Genomic DNA, 12440 nt, shown 5'->3' with positions numbered 1-12440 from the left:
ATAGGGATTAAACATTATAATAGTTCAGCAATATGAAAAAAAAATGGCTTCTGTTTAGCTTAACATTTATTAGCTGTAATTATACAACTAATACAGTTTTTCAAAAAAGCATCAAATGTGAAGATTGTTTAGTTACAAAAGAAGAAACAGCAGTTGGAATAGCGGAGCCTATTTTGTTTGAAACATATGGAAAAGATCAAATAGAAGATCAAAGACCTTATACAGTAACAATAGAAAATGATTCTATTTGGCATATTGAAGGGACTTTTAATAGTATTGGTTTTGGAGGTGTGTTTGATATTAAAATCTCAGCAAAAAACGGGAAGGTTCTTTATATGATGCATGGAAAGTAGAAAGATAATTGAAAAGTAAAAGAAATATAAAGGTTATTATGAAACCGAGTTTGCGTGAGGGATAGAAGCGGTTAGCCCACAGCCTGACGAAGGAAGAGCGAGGACTAAAAGCGGATAGCCCGACCCGGAGGGACATGCCCAAATTAAATAAACATAAATACCTACGAGGTTTTAAAAACCTTGCAGGAACACAAATAGAGAATAAAAAAACTTAGAATCTAAGCATCTTAGAATCTTAGTAACTGAAAAAGAAAATGACAGAAAAAAGAAGAGACCTTGTATTATCAGGATTAGAACCATTAATTATTACGCCGGAAAGTGTTTTCGTGAATGTTGGTGAGCGTACGAATGTAACGGGTTCAAGAAAATTCCTAAGATTAATCAAGGAAGAGAAATATGACGAGGCACTTGATATTGCAAGACAACAGGTAGAAGGAGGAGCGCAGATCATCGATATTAATATGGATGAAGGAATGCTTGATGGTGTTAATGCGATGACTAAATTTTTGAATTTAATCGCTGCAGAACCAGACATTTCGAGAGTGCCGATTATGATCGACAGTTCGAAATGGGAAATCATCGAAGCAGGTTTAAAGGTTGTACAAGGAAAAAGCGTTGTAAACTCGATTTCGTTAAAAGAAGGAGAAGAAGCTTTTATTCATCACGCCAAATTAATCAAGCGTTACGGAGCGGCGGCAATTATCATGGCATTTGACGAAGTTGGTCAGGCGGATAATTATGATCGTCGAGTGGAAATTTGTCAGCGTTCGTATGATATTTTGGTGAACAAAGTAGGGTTTCCTCCACAGGATATTATTTTCGATTTAAATATTTTCCCGGTTGCAACGGGAATGGAAGAGCATAGATTGAACGCTTTGGACTTTTTTAGAGGTACAAAATGGGTTCGTGAAAACCTTCCGCATGCACATATTAGCGGTGGAGTGAGTAACGTTTCGTTCTCTTTTAGAGGAAATGATCACGTTCGTGAAGCCATGCACTCCGTGTTTTTATACCACGCGATTAAAAACGGAATGACGATGGGAATCGTAAATCCGGAGATGCTTACGATTTACGATGATATTCCGAAAGACTTATTAGAACACGTTGAAGACGTAATTTTAGATAGACGCGACGATGCGACAGAACGACTTTTAGATTTTGCAGAAAATGTAAAAGGTGAAGCAAAAAGCGATGAAAAAGTAGTTCAGGAATGGCGTTTTGGAACGGTTCAGGAGCGTATTACACATTCATTGGTAAAAGGAATTGATGCTTTTATTGAAGAAGATGTAGAAGAAGCACGTTTAGCAGCGACAAAACCAATCGAAGTTATCGAGATCAATTTGATGACGGGAATGAATGTGGTTGGAGATTTATTCGGAAGCGGAAAAATGTTCCTGCCTCAGGTTGTAAAATCGGCTCGTGTAATGAAAAAAGCGGTTGCTTATTTATTGCCATTTATTGAAGCAAGTAAACAAGCGGGAGACAAACAAGGAAACGGAAAAATCCTGATGGCAACCGTAAAAGGCGACGTTCACGATATTGGTAAAAACATTGTTTCGGTGGTATTGGCTTGTAACAATTACGAGATTGTAGATCTTGGTGTTATGGTGCCTCCGGAAAAAATTATTGCGGCTGCGATTGAACATAATGTTGACATTATTGGATTAAGTGGACTGATCACGCCTTCGCTTGACGAAATGGTGTATTTAGCCAAAGAATTAGACAAACAAGATATTAAAATCCCAATTATGATTGGCGGGGCAACAACTTCACGTGCGCATACAGCCGTGAAAATTGCGCCTCAATACAGAGAAACGGTAATTCACGTAAACGATGCTTCGAGAGCTGTTACCGTTGCAGGAAATCTGTTGGATCATAACCGAAAAATATATGCGGCAGACATTCGCGCAGAATACGATTCGTTTAGAGAAACATTCTTAAATCGTTCAAGAGATAAAAATTTCCTAACGATTGAAGATGCCCGTAAAAACAAATTGCCATTAGATTGGTCTGAATATACACCAACTAAACCAAAAGTAATTGGCGCACAAACCGTTGAAATAGAATTAGATGTTTTGGTTCCGTATATTGACTGGACGCCATTTTTTCAGACTTGGGAATTGTACGGGAAATATCCGGCAATTTTAACGGATGAGGTTGTGGGAGAACAAGCGACTTCTGTTTTTAATGATGCTCAGGCGATGTTAAAAGTGATTTTAGAAGAGAAAAAACTAAAAGCAAAAGGTATTTACGGAATTTTCCCTGCGAATCAGGTTGACGATGACGATATCGAATTGCGTGATGAAAATGGAAAAGTTTTGGAGAAATTCTTAACGCTTCGTCAGCAGTCACAAAAAACAAAAGGTGCTCCAAACATCGCTTTAGCCGATTTTATTCTGCCAAAAGAAAGCGGAATAACCGATTATATGGGAGCTTTTTGTGTAACCACAGGTTTTGGTGTTGACGAATGGGCAGCGGAATATGAAAAGAATTTAGACGACTACAATTCGATTATGGTAAAAGCGCTTGCCGATCGTTTTGCTGAGGCTTTCGCCGAATATCTTCACGAAAAAGTTCGTAAAGATTTCTGGGGTTATGATTCAGAAGAATCTCTGACCAACGAAGAATTGATTAAAGAAAATTATAAAGGAATTCGTCCAGCGCCAGGTTATCCGGCTTGTCCTGATCACTTGGAAAAACCAACGATTTGGAAGCTTTTAAATGTGGCTGAAGAAATTGGAGTAACGCTGACAGAAAGTATGGCGATGTGGCCGGCTTCATCGGTTTCAGGATATTATTTCGGAAACCCAAAAAGCCGATATTTCGGACTCGGAAAAATAAAAGAAGATCAGGTTGTAGATTACGCCAAACGACGCAATGTTCCAACTGATTACGCCATGAAATGGTTAAATCCTAATATAGCAGATTAACGAAAGGTTATTTTAGTTTCAAGTTTCAGGTTTCAAGTTCTCTACAGCAACTTGAAACTTGAAACCTGAAACTTGAAACAAATAAAAAGATTGATTTACGTTTTTTGATTTCAGATTTTTTACACAGACTAAAACTCAAAATTCATAACTCATAACCCATAACTTAAGAAATGAAAGTAACAGAGCATATAGAAAACGCCAAAGGAAAAACATTATTCTCATTTGAAATTATTCCGCCTCAAAAGGGGAAAAGTATTCAGGAATTATACGATAATATTGATCCGTTAATGGAGTTTAAACCGCCGTTTATTGACGTAACAACGTCTCGTGAAGAATATATTTATATTGATAAAGGCAATGGACTTCTGGATAAAAAATTAACTCGTATGCGTCCGGGAACGCTTGGAATCTGCGCTTCTATAAAACACAAATACAATGTAGATACGGTTCCGCATTTGCTTTGCGGAGGATTTACACAAGAAGAAACCGAATATATGCTGGTTGATTGTCAGTATCTAGGAATCAACAATGTAATGGCGCTTCGTGGCGACGCTATGAAAGACGAACAATCTTTTGTGCCAAAAGCTGGGGGAAATCATTATGCGATTGATTTAGTACGACAAATCAACGATCTAAACTGCGGAAAATATCTTCATGAAGTGATGGATATCGACAACAAAGCTGATTTTTGTATTGGTGTTGCGGGTTATCCTGAAAAACATTTAGAATCACCATCTTTACAATCAGATTTAAAAAGATTAAAAGAAAAAGTTGACGCGGGAGCAGATTATGTGGTAACGCAGATGTTTTTTGACAACTCGAAATATTTTAATTTTGTTGCAAAAGCAAGAGAAATGGGAATCACAATTCCTATTATTCCCGGAATTAAACCAATTGCTGTTCAAAGACATTTACAAGTTTTACCGCAGATTTTCAGAATCGATTTACCAGAAGATTTAATTGATGCGGTTGATAAATGCAAAAATAACGCTGAAATCAAACAAGTCGGAATCGAGTGGGCGATTCAGCAGTCATTAGAATTAAAAGCTGCCGGAGTGCCGTTTTTACATTATTATTCAATGGGGAAATCTGAGAATATTCGCCAGATTGCTAGTCAGGTTTTTTAAGGTCCTTGCGAGGAACTTTGTCAAAGTTTTAAACTTTGACAAAGTTGATTGAGTACAGTTTGTCATTTCGACGAAGGAGAAATCTTCGCTAGAAACTCGACAAAGATTAGATTCTCGTTGCGGAGCTGCGTACGAAGATTTCTCCTTCGTCGAAATGACAAGAATGTGGAAGATGATGATTGGAATTTGGAATTTTTTTAATTGAAATTTAAAAAATTATGAAACAAGAAGAATTACAAGCCATAGCCTCTCAATTAAAACATCCATCTGGAGAAAAAGGAATCGAAATGGCAAATATGATGAACGAAACGAACATCAATATGACCCGTCATTCGATTCAAAATCTTAATATATCCAAAGAGAATAAAATTCTGGAATTAGGCCACGGAAACGCTGGCCACGTTGAGTTTTTGTTTGAACAAGCAGAAAATCTTAAATATTACGGACTGGAAATGTCGGAACTGATGTATCAGGAAGCACGCCAAATAAACAGGAATTTTGTTTCTCAAAAACAAGCTTTCTTTTCGCTTTATGACGGAGATAAAATTCCGTTTGAAGACGAATCTTTTGATAAAATATTTACAGTAAATACCATTTATTTTTGGCAGAAACCAGAAGAATTACTTCTGGAAATTTACAGAGTTTTGCAACCAAATGGAAATTTCTGTATAACCTTTGCCCAGGAAGATTTCATGAAGCAATTGCCTTTTACACAATTTGAATTCGAATTATACAGCACTGAAAAGGCTCAGCAATTAATTGAAAAAACGCCTTTTAAAATTGTTTACACAGAAACGCAGACAGAAAAAGTAAAGAGCAAAACAGGCGAATTGGCAGACAGAGACTATACAACTATTGTTTTGGAAAAATAATTTTTCTGCCACTCCCGATAACTATCGGGATAAAAGATTTAAAAGGATTTTTAATTTGTGTTAATCCTTATAATCTGTGGCAAAAAATAATTAACTCTAGCAGTTTTTTAAGTACTTTCATTGTTTATTATTAATCTTTCTGAATTATAATCCTTATTAAATTATGGAAGTTAAAAAAATCAATTTTCTACAAAATTACAGCAGCATACTTTTGCTTCTTGGCGGTATTATTATCGGGAGTATTTTTGGATTAGTGTTTGGAGAAAAAGTTTTGATAATAAAACCAATTGGTGATATATTCCTAAACTTGCTTTTTACTGCCATTATTCCACTTATATTTTTCACGATTGGTTCTTCCATTGCTAATTTGGAGCGAACAGAAAAATTAGGAAAGCTGTTTGTTATCATGATTCTGGTTTTTTTGGCGACAATTCTTATTTCAGGAATTGTAATGATTTGTGCCGTTTATCTTTTCCCAATTCATCAGGATATTGCTATTACCAAAATTCCGTTTGAAAAGATTGAATCAGGATCTGCGGGAGATCAAATAGCGAAACTGCTTACGGCAAATGATTTCTTCGAATTACTGTCGCGAAAAAGTATGCTGGCGTTGATTATCTTCTCTTTTTTAATTGGTTTTGCCACATTGCAGTCTGGAGAAAAAGGAAAGGCTTTCAAGAGTTTTCTGGATTCCGGAAACGAGGTTATGAAACAACTTTTGAACATTATAATGAAATTTGCACCACTTGGTTTAGGAGCTTATTTTGCCTATCAGGTTGGTATTTTCGGACCGCAGTTGTTTGGAGTTTATGCAAAACCTATGGCAGTTTATTATGCAGCCTGTATTTTTTATTTCTTTGTGTTCTTTAGTTTATACGCACTTGTCTCTGGCGGAAAAAGAGCATTTAAAGTTTTTTGGAGCAATAATATTACGCCTTCATTAACAGCAGTTGGAACCTGCAGCAGTATTGCAACGATTCCGGCAAATTTGGATGCTGCACAAAAAATGGGAATTCCGTCGCATGTTCGTAATTTGGTAATTCCGCTTGGAGCACCTTTGCACAAAGATGGTTCGAGTATGTCATCCATTTTAAAAATAACCTTTTTGTTTGCCATGTTTGGGAAAGATTTTACAGATCCCATGACCATTCTTCTGGCTTTAGGAATTACTGTAGTTGTCTCAATTGTAGAGGGCGGAATTCCAAACGGAGGTTATATTGGCGAAATCTTAGCCATTACTGTTTACGGTTTCCCGATGGAACAAGCGCTGCCAGTCGCCATGATTTTAGGAACCCTGGTTGATCCAATTGCCACTTTACTAAACGCAAATGGCGATGTAATCTGCTCAATGATGGTTTCGCGATTCTCTGAAAAAACCAAGTGGTAGCTTCGGTATAAAAATTTTCCTTTCAAAAATAATTCTTAAAAATAACTTTATCTCGCATGTAAAGGCTTCGAATTCGCTCAGCCTGACAATTGGGGTGAGACAAATACTATATAAATATGAACACAATACTGCAACACGATCTAAACGATTTAGAAAATATCTTAGAAAAAGCAAAACAACAAGGGATTGATTTTCTTAATAATCTTGAAAACATTCCAACATCCAATACCAATAGAATTGATCCCAAGCGAAATTTAAACGAGTTAGGTTTAGGTTCAGAAAAAGCTTTAAAAGAATTTAATGAAAGATTAGCACCTTTATTAGTTTCGTCTCCGGGACCGCGTTATTGGGGATTTGTAACGGGAGGATCAACTCCGGCTTCTATTGTTGGTGACTGGCTGGCAACGGTTTATGATCAAAATGCACAATCAATTAATTCGCAAGGAGGAAATTCGGCACTAATAGAATTTGAAACTATTAATTTACTGCTTCAATTATTAGAACTTCCAGATTCCTTTTTAGGCGGATTCGTAACGGGAGCAACAATGTCAAACTTTACCAATTTAGCAGTTGCGAGACAATGGTTTGGAAAACAACTTGGAAAAGATTTTGCTAAAAACGGAATTTCTGAAACCATAAATATCTTAACCGCAACGCCGCATTCTTCTTCCATAAAATCATTATCAATGTTAGGAATTGGAAGTCAGAATTACACTGTAGTAAAAACTATAGAAGGCAATCGTGAAGCAATTGATATTGCTGATTTAGAATTGAAAATTAAAGAATTAAACGGAAAACCTTTTATATTGATTTCAAGTGCCGGAACTGTAAATACTGCAGATTTTGATGATTTTGAAGCCATTTCAAATCTAAAAGAAAAATACAATTTCTGGTGGCATATTGATGCTGCTTTTGGTGGATTTGCTGCAGTTTCGGAGAAATACAAACATTTTGTAAAAGGCTGGGAAAATGCAGACAGTATTACAATTGATTGTCATAAATGGCTTAATGTGCCTTATGAAAGTGCCTTTTATCTAATTAAAAAAGATCACGTGAACCTGCAGATTGAAACGTTTCAGAATTCGAATGCGCCATATTTAGGAAATCCGCTGGAGAATTTTAATTATTTAAATGTTCTTCCTGAAAATTCACGTCGTTTAAGAGCGCTTCCAGTTTGGTTTTCTTTAGTAGCTTACGGGAAAGAGGGTTTTTGCGATATTATTGAAAAAAGTATTTCATTGGCACTTCATTTTGGAAATGCTCTTATTGAAGAGGGCAGCTTTGAACTTCTTGCTCCAATTAGATTAAATAATGTTTGCTTTACTTTAAAAGGGGATGAAAATCAAGATAAAGTAGGGGAGTTTTTAGCCAAACTAAATGATACGGGAACCGTTTTTATGACGCCGACTTTTTATCAAAATAGAAAAGGAATCAGGGCTTCGTTTGTAAATTGGCGAACTACAGAAGAAGATATTAAAATAGTTTTAGAAGAAATGAAACAGCTTATCTAAAAAACAAACAAAAACTTTTTTAAAAGTCCTGCTAACTACGGTTACCAGGACTTTTTTTTAGGAATTTGTAAGGTTTTTAATGGATTTAAGTTTTGTGATTTTAACTTATTTTCAATTTTATTTAATAAAAACTTAATTTAATATTAATCAAATCTTAAGAATTGATGGATTTTTTTATTGATATTTTATTTTAAAGGTTAATTTAATTCTTATTTAGAATAAATAAAAATTAATTTGTTTTTATTTATATTTGTATGTTAATTTTGTGCAAAAATTTAATTTAAACCAAATTAATATAATGCAAATTAACAGACTATTAATCCTGATTTTATTGTTCTTCACTTCGATTCAGGGTTTTTCACAAAGTAGTAAAGTAAACTTAAGTGGTGTCATTTTAGGAAATAATGGAAAACCTGCTGAAGGTGTTTCGGTTGCATTAAAAGGGACATCTTATTCAACTTTAACAAACGAAAAAGGAGAATTTGAAATTAGTGCCGCTCCGGGTAATTATGCTTTATCAATTTCTTATGTTGGTTACAAATCAAAACAAATCAAAATAAATCTGGATCAGTCTAAAACAATCCCAACGATCACTATTGAAGAGGATATGGCGGCTTTAGATGAAGTTCAGGTTAAAGGGAAATCAAAAGTACAGCGCGTTCGCGAAGAAGCCTTTAATATTACCGCAGTTGATTTAAAACAGCTTTATAATACTTCTGCAGATTTAAATCAGGTTTTAAATAGAACTACCGGAGTTCGTGTGAGAGAAACAGGAGGAATGGGTTCTGCTTTTAATTTTTCGTTGAACGGTTTTTCCGGAGATCAGGTTAAATTTTTTATGGACGGAATTCCATTAGATAATTACGGGCCATCTTTTACATTGAATAATATTCCAACAAATATGGCCGAAAGAATTGATGTTTATAAAGGAGTTGTGCCAATTGAATTAGGAGGTGATGCCTTAGGAGGTGCAGTAAATATTGTAACGAATAAAAATGTAAACAGATATATTGATGCATCATACAGTTATGGCTCTTTTAATACGCATAAAGCTGCACTAAATACACGTTTTACAAGTAAAAATGGTTTTGTAACTAATCTTAATGCTTTTCTTAATTATTCTGATAATAGTTATAAAGTCGAAGCTCAGGTTCCAGATCCTGTAACAGGACTTTTTGGGCCGCCGGAAGAACTTAAGCACTTTCATGATGGTTACAAACAAGCTACTGTTATAGCAGAAGTAGGAGTAAAAGACAAAAAACATGCAGATTACTTATTAGTTGGTGTTACTGGCAGTGCAAACAAAAAGGAAGTGCAACAGGGGCCTACTATGTTTAGAGTTGTTGGTGATGCTTTTGAAGACAGCCAAAATTTTGTTGCGTCATTAAAGTATAAGAAATCAAACTTGTTTACTAAAGGATTAACGGCAACTTGGGCGGCATCTTACAACATAGCAGAAGAACGTAAGGTTGATACGTCATCCAGAAGATTTACATGGAGAGGAGTACGAACAGATGTGCCGGCTTATAATAGTTCGGGAGAAATTAATACCGTTAAAACTTTAATGGTTTATGATGTAAAATCTCTTCAAAGTAATGCTAATTTAAAATATGAGTTAGATGAGAACAACACATTTGCTCTAAATTATACTTATGTAGGATATAAGCGTACAGAGGATAATGAATATATAACTACAGATAAACCAACAAAACCGTTTTTGAATAAAAATATAGTAGGTTTTTCATATAGTTTATCAGCACTTGAAAAAAGATTGTCTTTTACAGCTTTTGGAAAAATGTTGGATTTAAAAGGAGAAGTAACAACAGATCCGGGTACAACTTCAGAAAAAGTAGTTAACCCTTCCTTTAACAATTTTGGTTATGGAAGTGCCGCAGCTTATTTTTTAATTCCTGAAACTTTACAGGTTAAAACATCTTTTGAGCATGCTTACAGAATGCCATCAGCACTTCAATTATTAGGAGATGGTCTTAGAGTAAGTCCTAGTCCAAATCTTCAGCCGGAATCTAGTGATAATTTTAATTTTGGATTTTCTTATAAAAATGCTGCTGCGGTACACTCTTATGGAGCAGAAGCAAATTTTATTTATAGAAGAGCTGATGACTTTATACAAGACAGACAAGATCAAAGCAATCCATCAAAAAGTAAAGCGATTAATTTTAAAAATATTCAAGTAACCGGAGTTGATGGAGTTTTACATTATGGATACAAAGACTGGCTGGTTTTAGATTTAAATGCTACGTATCAAAAAACGGTTAATAAAGACGCAACGGTTTCTCCGGGTACAAATCAGGTTAATTATTTGTATAATAAACAATTAGCAAACGTGCCAATTTTATATGGAAATGCTAATCTGGGATTTAACTTCAGGAAAATTAAATTTGATGACGACTTCCTTACCGTTAACTTATTAACGAATTACTCAAGCAGTTACTATTTAAGAAATCCAAATCTTGGAGAAACAGGAAAAAAAGAAATTCCTGAGCAGCTTTATTATTCAGCATCTGTAGCTTATTCACTTAAAAATGGACGTTATAATGTTGCCGTAGAGTGTTTTGATATCACAGACGTTAAACTTTACGACTATTTTAATGTGCAAAAACCAGGAAGATCGTTTACCCTAAAACTTCGTTATTTTTTCATGTAACCTTTCTAATACTATATAAAATTAATTCCAGAAACAGTTGAAGCTGCTGGTACTACTAAACTAAATTTAAATAATTATGAAAACACTTAAAATTAAAAATCTATTAGCCGTTATGCTAATGTCAGTTACTATATTTTCATGCAGTAGTGACGATTCTAATACAGAGGAGCCAATAACGTTAAGCAAATATGTTATTGGTTACCAAACTGATACCTGGAATGAAAACTACATGTGGAGCTTTACTTCAATAGATCAGTTAATGACCGGAACAATAGACATGAACGGAAAAGGAATTGAGCAAGGCGGTTCATACATTCCAATTGCTAATACTATGTTTGCAATGGATAGTGAGGCAGAAGGTTCTGCACCATTTTCATTAAATGGTGCCGGAGCATTAGTTGCCGGAAGTCGTGTTTTTATCGAATCTCCGTATGCTTATGGTGTTACTGAAGATAATAAATTATTAATTGTTGGTGCTTCATGGGAAGGTGCGAGTTCAAACAATGAATTAATTGTTTACGATCCTGTAAAACAATTTATTACAAGTCGTAAATTTAACGATTTTGCAACTACTACAGGTCGTTTTGATTTCCCAACAGGTGTAACAGTAGTTGGAGATAAAGTGTTTGTATCTGTTTTTAACAGAGACGCAAGTGATGACTGGCAGATAGATCAAAAACAAGCTTATATTAGAGTTTATGACTATCCATCTTTAACGTTTGTAAAAAGAATTGCCGATCCTCGTACAACTGCAGTTGGTATGTATTACACTAATACAGGTATTATACGCACAGATTCAGGAAATATTTATACTTTCTCTTCAAATGCTAAAGCTGGAGGTTATACTGTAAAAGAAGATTCTCACTCTGGAATCCTTCGTATTAATAAAGGACAGACAGATTTTGATGCTTCATATTTCTTCGATCTTCAGGAAAGCACTCTTAACGGAAAAGTACTTGCAGCTTACCCAATTGGAGGAGAAAAAGCATACATCGTTTATCTTCCTGCTGCAGATGATACGGTAGAATGGGGTTTCTTACGTCATTATACCTTTAAATTTAAATCTGCAATTATCGATTTACCAACTAAAAAAATAACTGCAGTAACAGGATTACCTGGACACGCTGGAGATAATTATTTTGGTATAGGAAGTTTATTTGTTGAAAATGGAAATGCTTATAAAGCTTTTGTAACAAATGATGAAGTTCGTATTTACAAAATTAATTTAGAAACTGGAGTTGCAACTGCTGGTGCAAAAGTAACAGGTGGTGGAACTGATATTTCGGCTATTACTAAATTAACGTATACAGCTCAATAAAAATAGGTTAAAACTTTCTGTTTTAATTTCACATAACCATATAATCAATGTCTTTTACGGATTTGATTATATGGTTTTTTTATAATAACAATTTCATTTTAGAATTACAAAATATCTATTATTATCTCAAAACACCAAATTCAAATATCATTTCAGTAAAATAAAAAGAGCCTGTCTAAAATGAACTGCCCCCAAAAAGTTAGACACTATTTGGGGGCATTTTTATGGAAAGAAAAGTCAAGTACAATTGTGAATTTAAACTTCGTTGTGTAGAAGA

General features: G+C 34.7%; 8 protein-coding genes. All 8 read left to right on the top strand.

Annotation, left to right across the window (positions count from 1 at the left end):
• The first annotated feature begins 32 nt into the window (after positions 1 to 32).
• Positions 33 to 353: a YbbC/YhhH family protein gene (locus FLAPXU55_RS02365; protein WP_180856408.1), complete on the top strand. Its 321-nt coding sequence runs from the start codon at positions 33 to 35 to the stop codon at positions 351 to 353.
• 254 nt (positions 354 to 607) lie between these two features.
• Positions 608 to 3283, top strand: a complete 2676-nt coding sequence (gene metH, locus FLAPXU55_RS02360; protein ID WP_180856407.1) for a methionine synthase — start codon at positions 608 to 610, stop codon at positions 3281 to 3283.
• A gap of 170 nt (positions 3284 to 3453) precedes the next feature.
• Complete coding sequence (gene metF / locus FLAPXU55_RS02355) at positions 3454 to 4410, top strand: methylenetetrahydrofolate reductase [NAD(P)H] (protein ID WP_180856406.1); 957 nt, start codon at positions 3454 to 3456, stop codon at positions 4408 to 4410.
• 218 nt (positions 4411 to 4628) lie between these two features.
• Positions 4629 to 5282, top strand: coding sequence for a class I SAM-dependent methyltransferase (locus FLAPXU55_RS02350; protein WP_180856405.1), 654 nt, complete (start codon positions 4629 to 4631; stop codon positions 5280 to 5282).
• Between the two features lie 163 nt (positions 5283 to 5445).
• The gene (locus tag FLAPXU55_RS02345) at positions 5446 to 6669 is read left to right on the top strand and encodes a dicarboxylate/amino acid:cation symporter (protein ID WP_180856404.1); all 1224 of its coding nucleotides are present in this window, start codon (positions 5446 to 5448) and stop codon (positions 6667 to 6669) included.
• A 116-nt stretch (positions 6670 to 6785) separates the two neighbouring features.
• Positions 6786 to 8180 (top strand): pyridoxal phosphate-dependent decarboxylase family protein, encoded by a 1395-nt coding sequence (locus FLAPXU55_RS02340; RefSeq protein WP_180856403.1) that lies wholly within the window; start codon positions 6786 to 6788, stop codon positions 8178 to 8180.
• Between the two features lie 298 nt (positions 8181 to 8478).
• Positions 8479 to 10845: a TonB-dependent receptor gene (locus FLAPXU55_RS02335; RefSeq protein WP_180856402.1), complete on the top strand. Its 2367-nt coding sequence runs from the start codon at positions 8479 to 8481 to the stop codon at positions 10843 to 10845.
• Positions 10846 to 10921: 76 nt separating this feature from the next.
• On the top strand, positions 10922 to 12163 hold the full coding sequence (locus FLAPXU55_RS02330; RefSeq protein WP_180856401.1) for a DUF4374 domain-containing protein: 1242 nt from the start codon (positions 10922 to 10924) through the stop codon (positions 12161 to 12163).
• The last annotated feature ends 277 nt before the right edge of the window (positions 12164 to 12440 follow it).

The organism is Flavobacterium panici, from assembly GCF_903819335.1.
Lineage (GTDB): Bacteria > Bacteroidota > Bacteroidia > Flavobacteriales > Flavobacteriaceae > Flavobacterium > Flavobacterium panici.
This window is presented reverse-complemented; position numbering and strand designations above follow the sequence as displayed.

What these genes read in the sequence shown, in the direction of transcription:
- FLAPXU55_RS02345 (WP_180856404.1), top strand. Translation starts at nt 5,446, where the DNA reads ATGGAAGTTAAAAAAATCAATTTTCTACAAAATTACAGCAGCATACTT.
- FLAPXU55_RS02350 (WP_180856405.1), top strand. Translation starts at nt 4,629, where the DNA reads ATGAAACAAGAAGAATTACAAGCCATAGCCTCTCAATTAAAACATCCA.
- FLAPXU55_RS02340 (WP_180856403.1), top strand. Translation starts at nt 6,786, where the DNA reads ATGAACACAATACTGCAACACGATCTAAACGATTTAGAAAATATCTTA.
- FLAPXU55_RS02365 (WP_180856408.1), top strand. Translation starts at nt 33, where the DNA reads ATGAAAAAAAAATGGCTTCTGTTTAGCTTAACATTTATTAGCTGTAAT.
- metF (WP_180856406.1), top strand. Translation starts at nt 3,454, where the DNA reads ATGAAAGTAACAGAGCATATAGAAAACGCCAAAGGAAAAACATTATTC.
- FLAPXU55_RS02330 (WP_180856401.1), top strand. Translation starts at nt 10,922, where the DNA reads ATGAAAACACTTAAAATTAAAAATCTATTAGCCGTTATGCTAATGTCA.
- FLAPXU55_RS02335 (WP_180856402.1), top strand. Translation starts at nt 8,479, where the DNA reads ATGCAAATTAACAGACTATTAATCCTGATTTTATTGTTCTTCACTTCG.
- metH (WP_180856407.1), top strand. Translation starts at nt 608, where the DNA reads ATGACAGAAAAAAGAAGAGACCTTGTATTATCAGGATTAGAACCATTA.